This is a genomic window from Nocardia violaceofusca NBRC 14427, from assembly GCF_963869435.1.
Classification (GTDB): Bacteria; Actinomycetota; Actinomycetes; order Mycobacteriales; family Mycobacteriaceae; genus Nocardia; species Nocardia aobensis.
In genome coordinates this window covers 34,988-52,215 of sequence record NZ_CAWMPM010000017.1, presented here as the reverse complement: position 1 = coordinate 52,215, position 17,228 = coordinate 34,988, and the positions used below count along the sequence as shown (strand labels likewise).

Here is a 17,228-nt window from a genome sequence, read left to right as displayed (position 1 = left end):
GTGGCGGATCCGTCCTGATTCGCGCATACCCCGCCGCCGCCGGAAGTCACCCCGTGAGTCGCCCCTGCGGTCCGTATTCGTCGATGATCCGGACTATTTCGGCGGCGACCAGCCCGGGACGCTGGGTCGGCACCATATGGCCACAGTGCTCGGCGACGACATGCCTGCCGTGCGGCCGTGCCGCCCGCCGCCGATGTGCGGCATTGATCGCGGCACGCGAGCGGGCCGAGATACCGACGGAGGGGGAGTCGGCGGACACGATCGTGACGGCGATATCCCGGCGGTCGGGGGCGGCGTCGCGCAACTGTTCGAGATCCGCTGTGTGGCAAGACAGTTCGGCGGCCCGGGTACGCATCGCCGCCGTGGTGAAGCCTTCGGCGCGGAAGTCGGCGCGGGCATCGGCGGGCAGCGCGGTGAGGATGTCACGGTAGGCCAGTGGCAGTGCGCCGACCCGTGCGAGTGCGGCGCTGAGCCGCTGCCCGGTTCGTGCCGCCCGCCGCGACGCCGCGGTGAACAGGTCGTCGCAGAATTCGTCGGTCGGGTCGACCAGGACCGTGCCCGCGACCCGGTCGGGCCGGTCCGCGGCGGCGACCCGCACGATCGGACCGCCCCAGCTGTGGCCGACCAGCACGAACCGCGGTGCGGCGAAGCGTTCGGTGAGGTGATCGAGCAGATCGACGAGGTCGTCGGCCAGGCGTCGGAGGCCGCGCGGTGCGCTGTCGGGGGCGCTGCGGCCCAGACCGCTGCGGTCGTAGACCACGGTCGCCGCGTAGTCGTCGAATTCGCGCTGCACCGCCGCCCAATAGGAGCGCGTGCAGGCGAGTCCGCTCTCGAAAACGACCAGGGCCGAACGATCGCCGTCCCGCCCCGGCCGGTGCATGTAGTACAGCCGGCGTTCGTCGCGGGTGGGCGCCGTGCTCGCCGTGCCCTGGCTGTGCGGTGCGACCCGAGTCCCCTGCGTGCTCCCAATCACATTGGTTAGCCTAACCTCTCGCCGTCGACGCGCTGACCTTGACCGGCCTCGCCCACGTCGCCCACCCGCCCCTGCCGCTCGTCCTGATCGGCCATTCGCTCGGTGCGGGCACCGCGGTGGTGGCGATGGCCTCCGATGCTGCGGCGGTCGCGCACATTTCCGAAGTCGTTCCGCTCGGCACTCCGGAACGGGCTCCCGCACAAGGCTTCTCGACACCGCCGGTACCTATCCCGGTACTGCACGGTGTCGACGATCGTCGCGCACCGCCGGCACCCGTCCGTGCGTGGACGAATGACGCCTGCGGTGCGGTGATGAGCGGGTACCTCGCCACCTGAGCGCGACCTCGATCGGATCGGGTTCGGCGGCGCGATCCTGGGCACTCGCCTGGAGACCGGGAAGGGTGTCGATGGGATGAACCAACTGCAGGATCTCGTCACCGGCGCGGCCGGGTCGCCGTGGGTGTACTTCGCGCTGCTGGGTGTCTGCATCATCGACGCCTTCTTCCCGCCGGTCCCCAGCGAATCGGTGATCGCCGCACTCGCGGCCATCGGCAGTTCGACCGGGAAACCCTCCGTCTGGTTGCTGATCGTCGCCGCCGCGATCGGCGCGATCATCGGTGACAATCTGGCCTACACGATCGGTCGCGCGATCGGCACGGATCGATTCGCGTGGATGCGCAAGCCGAAGATCCGGCGGGCCTTCGACTGGGCGCGCGGGATGCTCGACAAACGCGCGGCCCTGCTGATCATCACGGGCCGCTACATCCCGGTCGGTCGCATCGCGGTCAACATGACCGCCGGGGCGACCCGGTATCCACGCCGGAAATTCGTCCCGCTGACGGTGATCGGAGGCATCAGCTGGGCGGCGTATTCGGTGGCGATCGCCAGTGCCTTCGGGCGCTGGCTGCGTGATCAGCCGCTGTTGGCCGCCGTGATCGGCATCGCCTGCGCGATCGTCCTCGGCTTCCTCGTCGACCGCATCGTGCGGCACTTCTTCCCGGGCACCGGCGAGGACGAATCCGGCGCCGAGCACGACGACGACAGCCGGGGCGAGGACGACTCGGGGGAGAGGGCGGAAGCGCATCGGCGACAAGCGTCGTGACTGCGCATCGAGCGTCGCCGGACGGCATCGTGCATTCATGATCGCCCGCGCAAAGCAGGCGAGGATCCCTTCGGCCTCGTCCCCGGGTCGGTCGCGAAATCCGTCCACGGGCGGATGAGCGCGGCCCCTGCTGCCCGTTACTGTCGGCACCGCGTCGATCGGCGCCGCGCTCGCGGCGGTGACCTGTTCGCGCGCAGTCAGGGGAAGGCACGGACATGGACACGTTCACCCACGCCGGATTCGTCTTCGACGTTACCGACACGCCACCGCCCTCGGGCAGCGCGACGCCGGAAACCGTGGTGCTGCTGCACGGATTTCCGGAGGATCGCCACTGCTGGGATGCGCTCACGACGACCCTCACCGCGGCGGGCTATCGCGTCCTGGCACCGGATCTGCGGGGCTACTCACCGGGGGCGCGCCCGGCCGGGCGGTCGGCGTACGCCACGGCGCGCATGACCGGTGACGTGTATGCCCTGGCCGACGCGGCCGGCGTCGAGCGCTTTCATCTGGTCGGCCACGATTGGGGGGCCGCGCTCGCCTGGTCCGTCGCCGCCGAGCGGCCCGACCGGCTGATGTCGCTGACCGCCCTGTCGGTGCCGCATCCCATGGCCTTCGCGCGCGCCATGGTCACGAGCAGCCAAGCCCTGCGGTCGTGGTACATGGCCGCCTGTCAGCTGCCGTGGTTACCGGAACTCGTGCTCTCCGCCCAGGGTGGCCGGGCGATGCGGCAGGCCCTGATCCGCGCCGGGCTCGATGCGGAGTCCGCGAACCGATACGCGGCACGCGCGGCGCATCGGCGGGACATGCGCGGCCCCGTCAACTGGTACCGGGGACTGCCGTTCGCGCTACGCCGCCCGGTCGGCTCCGTCGATGTTCCGACGATGTTCTGCTGGGGCACCGCGGACCGTTACGTCACACGGGCCGCTGCGCAGGCGTGCGGCCGTTACGTCACCGGCCCGTATCGCTACGAGGCCCTCGCCGGCGGCTCGCATTGGCTGCCCGAACAGGCCTCCGACCGGGTCGCCGCACTGCTCCTCGACCATCTGCGCGCTGCGGTGGCCGGCGCAGCCGGCCGTTCCTGACCCAACTGCCGTTGCGGCGGCGGATCAGTCGGGTGGTTCCTGGGCGTTGTCCTCGGTGCCGACGTCGTCGGCGACCTCCCGGGTCGCCATCCCGCCGTTGTCGCCCTCGTCCACCGGTCCGGGCCGCCCACCCCGCGGTTCGTCGGTGTCGTCGTCGTGCGGATGATTCGGTTGGGACATGAATTCGTCCTTTCTCGAGGTTCGTAGCGGACTACCTCGACAGCCGGGCGGCAAACGCCTACGCCCGTTCCCCTCGGCTAGAGCGAGATCAGCAGCACACCGGCCGCGACGATCAATGCGGCCCAGACCATCAGGACGAGCACGGCCGAGCGGGCGTCCTCGGGTTCGTTCGACGTGGCTCGGCGGCGACGGTGGGAAGCGGTGATCGAAACGTTCACGAGCTCTCTCCTTCCGCGATCGGTCGGTACTACCGGTCGGCCTACCCCGAACCCGAAGCGCCACAACATTTTCCGCACCTTCGGCGTATGGGTTGTGTCACAGCGTCCGGGACCCCGTTGGCTTCGAACGTCGGCTTGTCGCGTCCGGCCGCCGTCACCAGCCGTTGATGTGCAGGACCGAATCCAGATCCACGCGTGGGCCCGGCCGGAAGTCGGTGCCCTTGGTGTACGCGACCGGGAATAGCACACCCTGGCGGACGTCGTCGGGAAGTCCGAGAATCTCCGCCACCTCGCGCTCGTACTGCAAATGCAGTGTCGTCCAAGTGGTTCCGAGGCCGCGTGCGCGCAAGGCCAGCGCCAGGCTCCACGCCGCCGGGAGCAGCGACCCCCACAGTCCGGCCTGATTCTCGGGCAGCGCGGCGTGGCCGCCGGTGCTGATCGCGCCGATCACCAGTACCGGGACCTCGGCCATCACCTCACGCAGATAATCCGAACTCGTGGCGATGCGGGCGGCGCTCTCGTCGGCCGGTTCGCCTCCGGCTTCCCGGTATGCCAGATGTGAGCGCCGGTAATGCTCGGCGACCTTCGCCTTGATCGCCGGATCGGTGAGCACGATCCAGTGCCAATGCTGCCGATTGCCTCCCGACGGTGCCTGCAGCGCCACCTCCAGTGCTTCGCGAATCACGTCCAGCGACACCGGCCGGGTCAGATCCAGACGGCGGCGCACCGCACGGGTGGTGGTCAGCAATTCGTCCGGGGTGAGCGGAAGCAGTTCGGTCACTACGGGTCTCCTTCTGGATCGGCGTATTCCGTCCAAGGATGCCCGACCCGGGTTTTGTTCCCGGACGTGCCGAGGCGATGCGGTCCGCACGGACGAACAGCGAAGCGCGTACTTCCACCGCACGGGGAAGTACGCGCTCCGGAGAAAGGAATTCGCTGCCGCTAGAAATAATGCGCGCGGCCGGCGACCGGACGTCCGAACGCTCCGAGCAGGGCGAGAATCGCGCCGATGACGACGGCGATGATGCCCAGGGTCCAGAGGATCGGGATGCTGAAAACGAACCCGAGAACGAGGAGGATGACTCCCAGAATAATCATGTGAAACTCTCCCTTTGCCTTTTGTTATCCAGGCGCTGCCGCGTTCGGCCGTACTTCGATAACAAATCGCAGATACCCGGCCTCGACGGGCGTAAACAGAACGTATCGGGAGAGAATCCGGCCTCAGGGCGCTCGCGCCAGCCACCGCCAGCGCGGCAGTTCGGTGCCGACCGTCGCGACCGCCAGCACGGTGACGAGGACGGCAACCCAGGCCGGCCAGGCGAACCAGGCGCCCAGCACCGCCGCGGCGATCAGCACCAGCATCATCGCGATGGTGGCCCAGCCCGGAACGGCGACGAGCACCTGCTTCTTGTCACCGCGGGTCGCGAAGATCGACGGCACGCCGATCAGGACGACCACCGCGATCACCGCCGCCGCCACGGACCACGACGCCAGCGCCCACGGCGCCGCGACCCAGGCGATCAGTTCCGTGGCGACTCGCGTGATGGCCGGGCCGCGGCCCTGTTCGGTGAGATTCGGTGAGACATCCGTACGTTCGGACATGTCGCTCAGCCTCGCACGCCCGTGTCCGGCACGCACGGCGAATGCGGTGCGATCGGCTCAGCCGGGGGTTCGCGCACCGGGAAACATGACCGGACTGATCAGATAGGGTCGGCGGTTCGGGCCGGGACCGTTCCCGGTGACCGAGGCGAGGACGCGGCGGAAACCGTCGAGCATCGTGTTCAGTTCGTCGGGTGAAAGCCACAGCGTGCCTTGGCGATAGCCGACCGAGTCCGCGACCGGATCGGCGCCGGGCTCGTCGAGATAGGCGTCGAATTCGGCGATCAGGACGGCCATGGCGGTGGCGAATCCACGGCGGTGGTCGTCGAGGGTCATGGCCGCGGCCGCCTTTTCGTCGATCGCGGGGCGGTCGGCGCGCAGCCGATAGGACCGCTCGACCGCACCGCGGACCCGCCGCTCATCGGCAACCTCCAGAATGCCGCCGTCGACGAGGAGACCGAGGTGCCGGTAGATCGTCGTCCGGGGCACATCGGGCAGACGGTCGCACAACTCGCCCGCGTTTCGCGGCGCGTTCCCGGACAACGCGTGCACGATGCGCAGCCGCACCGGATGCAGAAGGAGGTCGGCAGGATCCATGGCTCAACTATCCCATTATTGGTACTATTTCCAAAGTTGGGATTGATCGAGAGGGGGCCCGGATGCGGGACGTGCCAGGCGAACGAATGACGGTGCGCGGCATCGAGTTATATGTGGAGCAGGGTGGCGCGGGACAGACCTGCGTGCTCTTCGAATCCGGCGCCGGCGCCGGGCGGACGCTGTGGGATCCGGTGGTGTCCGTGCTCGGCGACACCGTGCGGACCGTCGCCTACGATCGGGCCGGTCGCGGCCGCAGTGCCCGGGTGCGGCCGCCGCAGAATCTCGACGAGATGGCGGCCACCCTGGTCGCGCTGGTCGAGGTGCTGGCACCACGTCGGCTGATTCTGGTCGGGCACAGCATGGGCGGGCTGATCGTGCGTCGCGCCGCGGAAAGGCTTGTGCCGCAACCGATCGGGTTGGTTCTGGTCGATCCGACGCCGGAAGCGGCTCCCTTCTACGCGGACTGGGCGGCGACCGCGGTGCGGACGGATCGTGTTCTCGCGGTGCAACAGTCGCTCGCTCGCTTTCGGCCGGTGATGCGCGCGCTGACCGGGTCCTACGGTCGCATGTTCTCTGCCGATACCTACGAGACCATGCTGCGGGAGGATTTCACCGCGGCCGGCATCGCCGCCACCCGAAGCGAATTCGATGCCTTCGCCACCGGCATCGGCCCGTTCCGGGACATCCCGCCGCAGCCACCGCGCGGCGAGGTCGTGGTCATTTCCGCGCTGCGGGCCGACCGGTGGCACGCTCGGCATCACGACACCATCCGCGAATACCAACGCCGATTCGCCGATCGGGTGAACGGCCGGTTCGAGGACGCGGACTCCGAGCACATCGTGCCGGCCGAATGCCCGGATCGGGTGGCCGCCGCGGTGCTGCGGATGGCCGGGGCACCGGAGCGGGCGGTGTGACGAACGGTGCTCAGGAACCGAACAACCGCGACAGCACCGTCACCACGCCGTCCTCGTCGTCGGCGGGTGCGAGATAGCGGGCGCGGGCGCGAACCTCGGGGTGGGCGTTGGCCATCGCGAACGACCACCGCGCGGCGTCGAGCATCTCGAGGTCGTTGAGGTAGTCGCCGAACACCGCGGTCCGGGCCGGTGGGATGCCGAGTGTCTCCTGCAGCGACCGCACCGCGCGGCCCTTGTCCGCATCGCGGCTCATGATGTCGATCCAGTGTCTACCGGACACCACGACCTGCTCGCGTGCGGCGATGGATCCGAAAACTCGCTCGGCTGTCCGCTCGGCGTCGGTGAAGTCGTAGATCGCCAGTTTCAGCACCTTGTCGGTCACCGCGGTGAGATCCTCGACGCGCTCCAGCCGGGCGTAGTACTTCGCCGCCTCGGCGACGAACGCGGGATCCGTGCGCTCGATATAGGCACTGTCCAGGCCGCACACCACCAAGCCGAGCTCACTGGCGCCGGGCGCTTCCCGGACCGCCTGCACGACCTGTCGCACGATATCGACATCGAGGCAGGTCGCGGACACGGTGACGCCGGAATGGACTACCAGACAACCGTTCTCGGCGATGTAGGACACCTCGTCGGCAGCCCGCTCGAACAGTGCGGCGAGCGTCGCGTACTGCCGCCCGCTGGCCGGCACGAAGGTCACTCCGCGCGAACGCATCACCTCGAGCAGCGGCCAGAACGTGTCGGGCACGGTCCCTGCCTTCGTGAGCAGGGTGCCGTCCATATCACAGACGACCAAGCGCACGCCGTGGTCGCCGGGCGGGATCGAGGACCACGACGGTGGCGCCGGGGCGGTCGAACCGCCCAGGGGGCCATCGGTTTCCGGTAGTTCGTCGCTCGCCGATCCGCTGCGCACCTATCCACTTTCGTCATGGACGACGCCCCGGGGCACGGTCGTCTCGCCTCTGCTGTGACGTGGTCAGTATGTACGGTGGCGGCGCGGCGGTGCGCACCCGGCCGGTCGGCGTCCCGTGCCGCCGGTCGGATACGTCCCCAAGGGAGGTGCGCGAAACCTTGATCTGTAGGGAAGTCAGGCGTTTTCACCATCCGGTGCACGCCACGGCCCGAAGATACGGTGGAGCGCGGCGCGCACCGAGCCGCAGCGCCGCGCTCCATTTCGGCGGGGCTGTCGCCGGGTGCGTCAGCGGGCCGGCATATGTGCGCGATAGGCGCGGGCGACCAGCGCGGCCCGGACCTGGAGCAGCCCGGAAGGTGAGGTCGGGTCCACTCCGATCAGCCGGCCGATGCGTTTGAGCCGGTAGTCGACCGTATTGGTGTGCACCCGCATCTCGTGCGCGGTGCGCTGCCGATTCAGCTCGTTACCGCAGTGCCGCACCAGCGTCTCGGTCAGTTCCGGATGGTCGTCGAGCGGGTCGAGGAGGGTGCCGAGGATTTCCAGCGCCGGTCCGGGCCGCGTGAGCTGGTATTCGAGGGCGAGGTCGCGCATGCGGTAGAGGCCGGGCCGGCATCGCAGTGCGTGCACGGTGTCGAGCAACTCGTGTGCTTGGGCGGCCGCCGCGGGCACAGCGGCACGGGCGGCGTGGACCGCCGTGGCGGTGATCGGTGTCCGCGTGGCCGCGGCCAGCGTGTGCACGACGTGATCGAGAAAGCGGTCGGAACCGACCACCGGATAGGGGACCAGCACGGTGCCGCCGCTCGGCGACAACTGGAACAGCGCCGCGCCGTTGTTCATCCGTTCCAGGACGGCCCGGGCACGGCGCATGGTCCGTCGCGCCTGGACCGAAACGTCGGAACGGGGGCTGTCGCCGGACTCGGTCGGGAACGACATCGCCAGCACGTGGTAGCGGTCGGCGAGTTCCACTCCGCATTCCCTGGCCGCCGCGGCGGCGGATCGGCCGCCGAGCAGCGCGGAGGTCACCGCATCGCTGCTCGGCCGGTAGTCCTCGGCCGCCTCGGGAACCGCTGCCGAATAGGCGTCCGCGATACCGGTTGTCACGATTTCCAGGGCGTCCAGCACGCGATCGACCGACATCACGATCGTGTCGACGTCGTCGCCGGAAGTTCGCAGCGACCCCAGGTGCAACCGGAATGCCTCGAACACCGTGTGCTGAACGGTCTCGAGGCTCAGCCCGCACCGGACCCAGCGGTCCGCGGCGGCGGTCAGTCGCGCGGCCGCGCCCGAACAGCTTCCGCCGAAGGACAATTCGTCCAGAACATCGTGGCACCGGCCGGTGATCTCGTCCACCTCGACGGGCAGCTGCTCGACGGACGAAGGGGCCGCGGCAATCTCGACACCCATGGCAACCTCCACCTGCGTTCCGGTGCACATCACACGCGACCGGCTGTTCGACTCTGTCGCTGCCGACCCGGTGACACCACGTCGGCAACGGCGAGTATGTTACTGCACATTCACACGTTGTGGTAGCTGCGTTACGCTTCATCGAGCCAGGTGAAAGTGCAATTTGCTTTCTCTACGGGCGCGGCAAGTTATTATGAACTCGTCCAATGCCGACGCCGGGAGCGAATGGTCTCGCCGGTGGAATCCGCCGGGCCGACGGCCACCGTCCGAGCGGCTCCGGCGAACGAACGGAGGTTCCGATGGGTTCGTTGAGTCCGACCCACTGGCTCATCATCGCACTGGTGGTCGTGGTGTTGTTCGGCGCCAAACGCCTGCCCGACACCGCCCGCGGCCTCGGCCGCTCGCTGCGCATCTTCAAAAGCGAAATGAGCGAGATGCACTCCGAGGATTCCGGCTCGCCGCGTCCCGCATCGGCGCCCGCGGCTCCGCTGCCACCCGCGCAACCGGCGCATCCCGCGACCTCTGCCGTCGTGGATCATCACACGAGCTGACTGCTATCGGCCGCGGCTCGTCGACGCGTTGTGGCCGCACGAGGCTGCGGGGGCGGGCATCATTCAAGGATGCGGTTACAGCAGTCGAGCGCTGCGGCCACGACCGAAGGGCGCCTCCGGCAGTGCGCGACGTCCTCGCGGCACTGACCTCCGTCTGGCGATCCGGTGGCACCGCCGGTGTCGCCACGGTGGTCCGCACCCGAGGATCGGCGCCGCGACCCGTGGGTGCGGCGATGGTGGTGGCTCCCGACGGCACCGTGGCCGGATCGGTCTCCGGTGGCTGTGTCGACGCCGCCGTCTACGAGCTGGCCGCCGAGGTGGCGCGGACCGGGCTGCCCCGGCTGCACAGCTACGGAGTCGATACCGATGAACTGTTCGGTACCGCCCTCACCTGTGGCGGTGAGATCGACCTCTTCGCCGAGCCGATATCCCGGAAGACGTTTCCGCATCTGCCGGTGGTGATCGCCGCGGTCGCCGCGGACCGCCCGGTCGCGATCGCCACCGCCATCGCGGATGCGGACCGCGCGCGGCCCGGCCGGCGGCTGATCGTCATCCCGGATGCGGTCCACGGCTCGCTCGGATCCGCACGAGCCGACGCGGCGGTGGCCGAGCGGGCTCGCGAACTGCTCGCGGCCGACCATGCGGAGCTGATCGGCTGCGCGTCGCTGGAGGCCGGCACGGACGTCTTCGTGAACGCCTTCGCCTCCCGCCCGCGGCTGCTGATCTTCGGCGCCATCGACTTCGCCGCCGCGCTGGCACAGCAGGGCGCGCTGCTCGGTTACCGGGTGACGGTCTGCGACGCCCGCCCGAGGTTCGCGACTGCCGACCGTTTCCCGGCCGCCGACGAGGTCGTCGTGGACTGGCCGGATCGCTACCTCACCGCACAGGCGCGGCGGAACACCCTCGACGGCCGGACCGTCGTCTGTGTCCTGACCCACGACCCGAAATTCGACGTCCCCTTGCTGCGGGTGGCATTGCGGCTCCCGGCACTCGGCTACGTCGGCGCGATGGGATCCCGGCGTACCCACGACGATCGGCTGCGGCGGTTGCGCGCGGCCGGACTCACCGACACCGAATTGTGCCGGCTCGCCAGTCCGCTCGGTCTCGACCTGGGCGCTCGCAGCCCACAGGAAACGGCGGTGTCGATCGTCGCCGAGATCATCATGCGCACCCACGGCGGCGCCGGTCATCCGCTGACCGAACTCGGAGGCCGGATCCATCACGACCACACGCCGTAATGCATGGCGAATACCGTTGTGTCACAACGAAACAACGCCGTGTCGCTCCCCGAACAGCTGATACACCTCCACGGCATCGGCACGCGGCAGATAGCGCATCGGCAGCCGCCGCTCATTCCAGGGTTTGGCGAACTCGGCGTAGAAGGTGGCCGGTTCGAAGTACTTGTCCTTCCCGCCCGCCATATACGGCGCGCACTCCTCCCGCGTGGCCAGGAAGACGACCTCGTCGGGCGCGCAGTGGTACAGCGCCGCCAGGCACATCGGGCACGGGTGGGCGATGGCGTAGACCGTGCAGCCGGTCAGATACTCGGTCCCCAATGTCCGGCACGCCTCGCGGATGGCCTGAATCTCCGCGTGGTCGGTCGGATCATGAGTACGGGCAACATAATTGCTGCCCTCGGCGAGAATCGCGCCGTCCTTGACGATCACGGTCCCGAACGGCAGTCCACCCGCGGCGACACTGTCGCGAGCGATGTCGACGGCACGCTGTGCGAAATCCGCGGAACTCCTCGCCTCCGGCATCAGCGGACCGGCTCCGGCCGGATCGGGCATCCGACATCCTCCAGCCGTGCCGGTCCGGTTCCCTTGGCGGGGTCGGTCTTCCACGGCCAATCGTCGGAACGGAACGGCGCCAGCGGCGGCAGTATCGGTTCCCTTCCGCGCGCGGCCATTTCGCGTTCGATGGCCGCGCGCCCGCCGCCACCGAGCAGTTCGACGTCCATCAGGTAGTAGTCGCGGAAGAACACCATGCCCAGCGAGCGGTCGGCGACGATGCGGCCGAGCACGTCGAGCAACTTCTCGGGTGTGGTCTCGAATTCGGTCGTCTCGACCAGCAGCAATCGGTCGCCCATCGTCTCGGTGCCCATGAATTGGACGAGAACGCTGTAGAGGATGTTGTTCTGCCGCGCGACGTACAGCGAGTTGCTCACCGCATAGGTGCGCTCCCAGTCCTCGCCGAGGTCCGCCTTCCATTCGTCGAGGACCGACATCCAGTGGCCGACCTGAGCTCCCGAGCCGATGCCGATCGACCGGGCCGAATACGGTTCGGTGTCGCGAATGAATTTTTCGACGTCGTCGTAGGTGTAACCGCCGCGGTCGAGGCATTCGTCCATGAAGGTGAGATTGCGGTGCAGGATCTCGTGCAGCACCGCGCGGTCCTCGTCCGAGATCTCCAGTGCGCCGAGGCCGTCGAAGGCGGTGCGGTGCTGTGCCCGGTACATCTCCAGCGGCGGACGCCACAGCTGATTCGCATACGCGTTGGAGATGTACGGTGCGACGATCTCGTAGATCGCCATGGTGCTGTGGCCCACCGACTTCGCGAGCTGGTAGACGATCGGCACCGGCGGTGCGACCTCCGGTTCCCGGCCGGGCCGGTACAGGATCATCTGCCCGCCCGCGCCGGTGAACAGCGCCAGGATGATGGGCACCTGGTCGAGCATGTTCTGTTTGAATTTCTCCAGCGATGCGTCGTACAGCTGCAACATGGCGGCGTTGAGCGCCAGCACCGACTGTTCGGCGACGGTGCGGGCGCCGGCGGGCGGCTCGTCGGCGATCACCGGGCGCATGAAGGCCGGGACCGCGCTGCCGTTGGATTCGGTCATTGTCGTCACTTCTCCTTCTCGGTTGTGGGCCGGTGTCACGGCAGATGCCAGAACACGGAGGTCACCAGCCAGAACAGCACCGTCCAGAACGCCATCACGGCGGTGATGAGCACGGCGCCGCGGATCTCGATCGCCTTGCGCGGCGCCCCGGGGGCCGGCTGCAGCCAGCGTTCGAGCAACGGATTCACATAGCGCGGCATCGTCACGAACGTCATGACGAAGCTGGACAACAGATTTCCGATCAGCATGCCCAGCCACAGCGGCATTCCCGCGGGCGCCAATGCCAGCGAGAGCAGCACGACCGTCGGATACAACCCGACCCAGACCGCGATCGACGTCTTCGTTTGCGACGGTGCGTGTGCGGGACCGTCCTCGTCGAAGGCGAACCAGCTGCCGAACGAGTTGTCGATCGTGCGTAATCGGAAGTCGCTGAACCGTTTTCCCTCGTCGAGCAGTCGCTGCCGCTCGCTGGAGGTCAGCCAGCGGTCCAGGTCGGCGGCGCTGTCGTAGCGGTAGAGCATCGTCCATTCGTCCTGTACGCCCTCGATCGGCCGGAAGATCTCCGAACCGCGGAAGCCGGGAAACCCGTTCTCCGCGTGGCGGAGTCGTTCCTGCCACGCCAGGAACTCGTCGATCTGCTCGGGAACGACGCGATGGGTCACCACCGCGGTGACGAGGGTGTCGGGCGGCGCGGCCGCGCCGGTGACGATCTGCTGCGTGGGCGGGCCGTCGAGGTAGCGCCGCCCCTCGGCGAGGCTGTCCTGGCGGGTGGCGCTGTTGATCCACGCGCGCAGATTCGGAATCGAGTCGAAGCGGTAGATCAGCGACCACTGCGCCCGCGGGTGCGCGGGCGGATCGATCTCCGCGGCAATGAATCCCGGATACTGCGCCGCCATGCTGTTGAGCCCGTGCTGCCAGGCCAGGAACGCCTCCTCGCAGCCGGGACGAACCTTCTCACCGATGATGACGGTGGCGGCGTGACCGGCCGGCGTCTCGCGGGGCATCGTGGTCTCCCGGCTCAGCCGGTCGAGGTCAGCCGGGATGCCCGCAGCGCCGAGAAGATCCGGTCGGGCGTCAGCGGTAGCTCGCGGTAGCGGATGCCGGTCGCGTCGTGCACCGCGTTGGCCAGTGCGGGCGCCACGGGATTGACGCAGGATTCGGCGATGCCCTTGGCCCGCACCGGTCCCGCCGAATCGGTCGAGCCGACCGGGATCACCTCGGTGCGCGGAGCGTCGGCGTAGGTCGGGATGCGGTAGTTGCGCAGCGTCGGATTGGTGACGACGCCGTTGGTCATCAGATGGTGTTCGGTCAGGACGAAACCGACGCCCTGGACCACACCGCCTTCGATCTGCCCGCGGACCTGCTCCGGGTTGATCACCACCCCGGCGTCGATCGCCTGGACGCTGTAGAGGATCCGGATCTCGCCGGTCACGCGGTGCACCGCGATCCGGAATCCGTGTGCGTTGCAGGACAGGCTGCGCGGCGAGCCGTATGCCTTGCGCGATTCGGTCAGTCGCGCGCCCCGGCTCCGGGCGGCCACCGCGAGGTCGGCCAGCGGGACGCGGGTGTCACCGCAGCGCACGGCGTCGTCGTCCATGGCGCACGATTCCAGGGCGACACCGGTGTGGGCGGCGGCGAAACGCAGGATCCGGTCGCGCAACGCCGCCGCGGATCGCGCGACGGCGTTGCCGGCCACGAAAAGTCCCGCGCTGGCGAAGGCGCCGGTGTCGAAACCGGTTCTGTCGGTATCGGATTGGACGAGCCGGATCCGCGCCGGGGTGGTTCCCAGCTCGGCCGCCGCGATCTGAACGTGCGCGGTCGAGGTGCCCTCGCCGAATTCGACTGTGCCCACCGCGATTTCGTAGATTCCGTCGTCACCGAGGGTGGCCAGCCCGACCGAGATGTGTTCGGTCGGCGGTGCGGTTTCGTGTATCGAGGCGGCGGTGCCGACGCCGATCGACCAGTCCGCGCCCAGCGCCTGCCCGTCCGGGTGCGCGCGCAGCGCGGCGTCGACACGGTCGATACACGCGCCCAGCCCGTCCTCGGTGAAGGCGACGTCGTCGGCCTCGTCGTGTATCGACAGCAGCCCGTCGCCCGGGCGAACGATATTGCGGCGCCGCAGTTCCAGCGGATCCATACCGAGCGCGACGGCCAGTTCGTGCATCGCCGATTCCATCGCGAAGACCGGCTGGGTCATGCCGTAGCCGCGCAACCCGCCACTGGGCAGGGTGTTGGTGTAGACCACGTAGCCGTCGAACTTCTTGTTGGGGCAGCGGTAGGCGGCGACGGCCGAGCCCCCGGCGAACAGCGTCTCGCCGCCGTGGTTGCCGTACGCGCCGGTATTGGAGACGTTGCGGAAGTGAATCGCGGTCAGGGTGCCGTCGGCGCGCGCCCCCAGTTTCACGGTGATCTTCATCGGATGCCGGGTCGGGGCGCTGGTGAACTCCTCCTCACGGGTGTATTCCAGGCAGGTCGGGCGACCGGTGTCCAAGGTTGCCAGCGCGACCAGGTCTTCGCTGAGCACCTCCTGTTTGCCGCCGAAACCACCGCCGACGCGTTCGCAGAAGACCCGGATCTGGTCGGGACGCAGGTCGAACAGGTGCGCCAGTTTGCCCTTGGCGACCCACGGGGATTGCGAACTGGTCCGCACGTGCAGCCGGCCCGCGTCCATCCAGGCGATCGATCCGTGCGTCTCCAGATGCACGTGCTGCACCCGCGGTGAGAAGTACGTGCCTTCGTGGACGACGTCGGCCTCGGCGAAACCCGCTGCGGTATCGCCGATTTCGCCGTGCAGTTCGACGAGGATGTTGTGCGTCGGGTCCTGGACGAACGGATCGTCGGAGCCGTGCAGTTGCGGCGCGCCGAAGCCCATCGCCTGCTCGGGATCGAACACCGCGGGCAGCATCTCGTACTCGACGACGACCCGGCGGCAGCCTTCTTCCGCCGCGGCGATCGAATCGGCGAGGACCGCGACGACCCGCTGGCCGACGAAACGCACGACGTTGTCCAGGATGTAGGTGTCGTCGGGGTCGACGAGGTGGTCGGTGTGGACGGCGGTGGTGAACAGCTTGCGCGGCACGTCTTCCCAGGTGTAGACGCGTTGTACGCCCGGCACGGCCAGCGCCGCGGACTTGTCGACGGAGACGATGCGCGCGTGCGCGTGGGGGGAGTGCAGCACTTTCAGATGGAGCATGCCCTCCGGTGCGGTATCCATCGTGTACTCGGCGCGGCCGGTCACCACGCCGGTGGCGGCCGGTGCGGCGACGCTGGTGCCGATCACCGCGCCCGGTTCCGCCACCTCGATCGCGCAGACGCCGTTGATCGCGTCCTCGACGGCCCGATAGCCGGTGCAGCGGCAGAGGTTTCCCTTCAGCGCGTGTGGCAGGTCCTGCTTCTGTTCGTCGGTCAGGGCCGCCGCGGTCATGATCATGCCGGCGGTGCAGAAGCCGCACTGGAATCCGGGGGCGTCGCGGAACTGCCGCTGCATCGGATGCGGATTCTCGGGCGTTCCGAGCCCCTCGATCGTCGTCACCTCGTGTCCGTCCGCGCGGAATGCCGGTGTGATGCAACTGTGCACGGGACGCCCGTCCAGCCAGACGGTGCAGGCGCCGCAATCGCCGGCGTCGCAGCCCTTCTTGACCCCGAACCAGCCCAAATGCCGCAGGAAGGTCCGCAGGCACTGTCCGGGTCGCGGCTGCTGGGAGAACGTCTTGCCGTTGACGACGAAGCTCATCTCGCGCCTCCGAGTTCGGCCCGGAGTTCCTCGGCGTAGTGCCGGGCGAGGTGTCTGCGGTGCTCCGGTGTGCCGTTGGGGTCGGCGAACCATACGTCCGCCGGGATCGCGTCGATACGGTCCCGCACGGTGTCGGCGCTGGGTGCCGAATCGAAACGCAGGACAATCGGATATGCGGTTGCCGCTGTGATGCTGAGGGCCAGGTCGTCGGTGCCCGGCGATCGGGTGGCGACCATGAATATCGTGGACCGGCCCAGCTTGGTCAGCGTGAATCGCCGGTGCGCGTACGTCTTCCGTAACGCGTCGGCAGGGATATGAATGCTGCGCAGTATTTCGCCCGGCCCCAGCGCATTCAGGTGATTGCCGCCCACGAAATTCTCGGCCGCGACCGTTCGCTCCGTCCCGTCCGTCGCCCACAAACGATAGGTCGCCTCGAGTGCCACGCTCATGGTGATCATCGGACCGGCCGGCAGCGACATGCAGATGTTGCCGCCCACGGTGGCGGCGTTCCATACCTTGAATGACGCCAGGAACGCATCGCAGCTGGTACGCAGCAGATTGCCGGCGGACCAGTCCTCCGGCGGAGCGAACTCGTGCAACTCCCTGATCGTGCACGTCGCACCGATTTCCAGGCCCTCGTCGGTGGGCAGCAGCGCGGGCCAGCCGAGCGCGGTGAGATCGACGAGCCGGCGCAGTGTGGGCTGCGGTTCGGAGAACAACCACGTCCCCCCGGCCAGCCACGCATCTCCGGCGTGCCAGTCGGAACCCGGTCGGGCCGAGGGCCGGCGAATGACGTCCTCGACGGTGTTCAGATCCATACGAGCCTCCAAGACCCGCGACCGGCTCTGCTGGACATATCGACTCTAGAGTTTTACTCCGAGGCCGGGGGCGTTTCGAAATATTTCGTATTTGCCGATAAATTGCTTGAGATTTTCTCGCATATCCGATCAGTGGTCTGTCGCGACGGATCGCCGAAACTCGCGTCGCGATTGCGCCCGTCAGTCGAGCGACGACCTTCGCGCCGCGATCCCTCGCCGGTGGCGAGACGATGGCAGCGCGGCTGTGTCGAGGACCTCCACCGCAGGCTCCGGGCTCATCCGAAAGTGGTTGGGCTCGGCCGGTTC

The 17,228-nt window shown here is 68.4% G+C and carries 20 protein-coding genes; 6 read left to right on the top strand and 14 right to left on the bottom strand.

From position 1 onward, the window contains the following. Window positions 1-46: 46 nt before the first annotated feature. The gene (locus AC5592_RS16075) at window positions 47-973 is read right to left on the bottom strand and encodes an alpha/beta fold hydrolase (RefSeq protein ID WP_063064694.1); all 927 of its coding nucleotides are present in this window, start codon (window positions 971-973) and stop codon (window positions 47-49) included. A gap of 38 nt (window positions 974-1,011) precedes the next feature. Between AC5592_RS16075 and AC5592_RS16070 the strand changes: the two genes are divergently transcribed. From AC5592_RS16070 to AC5592_RS16060, 3 genes are all read left to right on the top strand, one after another. After that, entirely contained in the window at window positions 1,012-1,308 is a 297-nt protein-coding gene (locus tag AC5592_RS16070; protein WP_063064693.1) for a hypothetical protein, read from the top strand. A 76-nt stretch (window positions 1,309-1,384) separates the two neighbouring features. Further along, a complete protein-coding gene (locus tag AC5592_RS16065; protein ID WP_063920329.1) occupies window positions 1,385-2,074 on the top strand; it encodes a DedA family protein in 690 nt (229 codons plus the stop codon). Between the two features lie 215 nt (window positions 2,075-2,289). Further along, window positions 2,290-3,156 (top strand): alpha/beta fold hydrolase, encoded by an 867-nt coding sequence (locus AC5592_RS16060; RefSeq protein ID WP_036507624.1) that lies wholly within the window; start codon window positions 2,290-2,292, stop codon window positions 3,154-3,156. Window positions 3,157-3,180: 24 nt separating this feature from the next. Here AC5592_RS16060 and AC5592_RS16055 read toward each other — a convergent pair whose 3' ends face one another. The 6 genes from AC5592_RS16055 to AC5592_RS16030 all read right to left on the bottom strand — a co-directional run bounded on the left by AC5592_RS16055 (window position 3,181) and on the right by AC5592_RS16030 (window position 5,750). Beyond that, window positions 3,181-3,336 carry a hypothetical protein gene (locus tag AC5592_RS16055; RefSeq protein WP_167332015.1) on the bottom strand — a complete coding sequence of 52 codons (156 nt, stop codon included), beginning with the start codon at window positions 3,334-3,336 and terminating at the stop codon, window positions 3,181-3,183. A 77-nt stretch (window positions 3,337-3,413) separates the two neighbouring features. After that, on the bottom strand, window positions 3,414-3,554 hold the full coding sequence (locus tag AC5592_RS16050; RefSeq protein ID WP_157121923.1) for a hypothetical protein: 141 nt from the start codon (window positions 3,552-3,554) through the stop codon (window positions 3,414-3,416). Between the two features lie 154 nt (window positions 3,555-3,708). Next, window positions 3,709-4,335 carry a nitroreductase family protein gene (locus tag AC5592_RS16045; RefSeq protein WP_063064692.1) on the bottom strand — a complete coding sequence of 209 codons (627 nt, stop codon included), beginning with the start codon at window positions 4,333-4,335 and terminating at the stop codon, window positions 3,709-3,711. 161 nt (window positions 4,336-4,496) lie between these two features. After that, a complete protein-coding gene (locus AC5592_RS16040) occupies window positions 4,497-4,652 on the bottom strand; it encodes a hypothetical protein (RefSeq protein ID WP_086007330.1) in 156 nt (51 codons plus the stop codon). A gap of 123 nt (window positions 4,653-4,775) precedes the next feature. Beyond that, complete coding sequence (locus tag AC5592_RS16035) at window positions 4,776-5,156, bottom strand: hypothetical protein (RefSeq protein WP_198163854.1); 381 nt, start codon at window positions 5,154-5,156, stop codon at window positions 4,776-4,778. Between the two features lie 57 nt (window positions 5,157-5,213). Beyond that, a complete protein-coding gene (locus tag AC5592_RS16030) occupies window positions 5,214-5,750 on the bottom strand; it encodes a helix-turn-helix domain-containing protein (RefSeq protein ID WP_036508211.1) in 537 nt (178 codons plus the stop codon). 62 nt (window positions 5,751-5,812) lie between these two features. On the opposite strand from AC5592_RS16030, the gene AC5592_RS16025 reads away from it, so the two are divergent. Then, complete coding sequence (locus AC5592_RS16025) at window positions 5,813-6,664, top strand: alpha/beta fold hydrolase (RefSeq protein ID WP_063064691.1); 852 nt, start codon at window positions 5,813-5,815, stop codon at window positions 6,662-6,664. Window positions 6,665-6,674: 10 nt separating this feature from the next. Here AC5592_RS16025 and AC5592_RS16020 read toward each other — a convergent pair whose 3' ends face one another. Further along, the gene (locus tag AC5592_RS16020; protein WP_232329379.1) at window positions 6,675-7,577 is read right to left on the bottom strand and encodes a Cof-type HAD-IIB family hydrolase; all 903 of its coding nucleotides are present in this window, start codon (window positions 7,575-7,577) and stop codon (window positions 6,675-6,677) included. A 285-nt stretch (window positions 7,578-7,862) separates the two neighbouring features. Continuing rightward, window positions 7,863-8,981, bottom strand: coding sequence for a PucR family transcriptional regulator (locus tag AC5592_RS16015; protein ID WP_063920331.1), 1,119 nt, complete (start codon window positions 8,979-8,981; stop codon window positions 7,863-7,865). A 299-nt stretch (window positions 8,982-9,280) separates the two neighbouring features. On the opposite strand from AC5592_RS16015, the gene tatA reads away from it, so the two are divergent. Next, window positions 9,281-9,532 carry a Sec-independent protein translocase subunit TatA gene (tatA, locus tag AC5592_RS16010; RefSeq protein WP_063064714.1) on the top strand — a complete coding sequence of 84 codons (252 nt, stop codon included), beginning with the start codon at window positions 9,281-9,283 and terminating at the stop codon, window positions 9,530-9,532. Window positions 9,533-9,654: 122 nt separating this feature from the next. Then, window positions 9,655-10,770 (top strand): XdhC family protein, encoded by a 1,116-nt coding sequence (locus AC5592_RS16005; protein ID WP_063064689.1) that lies wholly within the window; start codon window positions 9,655-9,657, stop codon window positions 10,768-10,770. 21 nt (window positions 10,771-10,791) lie between these two features. On the opposite strand, the gene AC5592_RS16000 is transcribed toward AC5592_RS16005, so the two are convergent. From AC5592_RS16000 to AC5592_RS15980, 5 genes are read right to left on the bottom strand one after another with little or no spacing between them, the layout of a single operon-like run. Beyond that, window positions 10,792-11,292, bottom strand: coding sequence for a nucleoside deaminase (locus AC5592_RS16000; RefSeq protein WP_063064713.1), 501 nt, complete (start codon window positions 11,290-11,292; stop codon window positions 10,792-10,794). Next, complete coding sequence (locus AC5592_RS15995) at window positions 11,292-12,371, bottom strand: hypothetical protein (protein ID WP_063064688.1); 1,080 nt, start codon at window positions 12,369-12,371, stop codon at window positions 11,292-11,294. The genes AC5592_RS16000 and AC5592_RS15995 overlap by 1 nt, the downstream gene beginning before the upstream one ends. A 35-nt stretch (window positions 12,372-12,406) precedes the next feature. Further along, window positions 12,407-13,375 (bottom strand): antibiotic biosynthesis monooxygenase, encoded by a 969-nt coding sequence (locus tag AC5592_RS15990; RefSeq protein ID WP_063064687.1) that lies wholly within the window; start codon window positions 13,373-13,375, stop codon window positions 12,407-12,409. A 14-nt stretch (window positions 13,376-13,389) separates the two neighbouring features. Beyond that, entirely contained in the window at window positions 13,390-16,104 is a 2,715-nt protein-coding gene (locus tag AC5592_RS15985) for a molybdopterin-dependent oxidoreductase (protein ID WP_063064686.1), read from the bottom strand. Next, window positions 16,101-16,922 carry an FAD binding domain-containing protein gene (locus tag AC5592_RS15980; protein ID WP_063064685.1) on the bottom strand — a complete coding sequence of 274 codons (822 nt, stop codon included), beginning with the start codon at window positions 16,920-16,922 and terminating at the stop codon, window positions 16,101-16,103. Before AC5592_RS15980 ends, AC5592_RS15985 begins: the two co-directional genes overlap by 4 nt. Between the last annotated feature and the right edge of the window lie 306 nt (window positions 16,923-17,228).

What these genes read in the sequence shown, in the direction of transcription:
- AC5592_RS16065 (WP_063920329.1), top strand. Translation starts at nt 1,385, where the DNA reads ATGAACCAACTGCAGGATCTCGTCACCGGCGCGGCCGGGTCGCCGTGG.
- AC5592_RS16060 (WP_036507624.1), top strand. Translation starts at nt 2,290, where the DNA reads ATGGACACGTTCACCCACGCCGGATTCGTCTTCGACGTTACCGACACG.
- AC5592_RS16055 (WP_167332015.1), bottom strand. Translation starts at nt 3,336, where the DNA reads ATGTCCCAACCGAATCATCCGCACGACGACGACACCGACGAACCGCGG.
- AC5592_RS16040 (WP_086007330.1), bottom strand. Translation starts at nt 4,652, where the DNA reads ATGATTATTCTGGGAGTCATCCTCCTCGTTCTCGGGTTCGTTTTCAGC.
- AC5592_RS16035 (WP_198163854.1), bottom strand. Translation starts at nt 5,156, where the DNA reads ATGTCCGAACGTACGGATGTCTCACCGAATCTCACCGAACAGGGCCGC.
- AC5592_RS16030 (WP_036508211.1), bottom strand. Translation starts at nt 5,750, where the DNA reads ATGGATCCTGCCGACCTCCTTCTGCATCCGGTGCGGCTGCGCATCGTG.
- AC5592_RS16025 (WP_063064691.1), top strand. Translation starts at nt 5,813, where the DNA reads ATGCGGGACGTGCCAGGCGAACGAATGACGGTGCGCGGCATCGAGTTA.
- AC5592_RS16015 (WP_063920331.1), bottom strand. Translation starts at nt 8,981, where the DNA reads ATGGGTGTCGAGATTGCCGCGGCCCCTTCGTCCGTCGAGCAGCTGCCC.
- tatA (WP_063064714.1), top strand. Translation starts at nt 9,281, where the DNA reads ATGGGTTCGTTGAGTCCGACCCACTGGCTCATCATCGCACTGGTGGTC.
- AC5592_RS16000 (WP_063064713.1), bottom strand. Translation starts at nt 11,292, where the DNA reads ATGCCGGAGGCGAGGAGTTCCGCGGATTTCGCACAGCGTGCCGTCGAC.
- AC5592_RS15995 (WP_063064688.1), bottom strand. Translation starts at nt 12,371, where the DNA reads ATGACCGAATCCAACGGCAGCGCGGTCCCGGCCTTCATGCGCCCGGTG.
- AC5592_RS15990 (WP_063064687.1), bottom strand. Translation starts at nt 13,375, where the DNA reads ATGCCCCGCGAGACGCCGGCCGGTCACGCCGCCACCGTCATCATCGGT.
- AC5592_RS15985 (WP_063064686.1), bottom strand. Translation starts at nt 16,104, where the DNA reads ATGAGCTTCGTCGTCAACGGCAAGACGTTCTCCCAGCAGCCGCGACCC.
- AC5592_RS15980 (WP_063064685.1), bottom strand. Translation starts at nt 16,922, where the DNA reads ATGGATCTGAACACCGTCGAGGACGTCATTCGCCGGCCCTCGGCCCGA.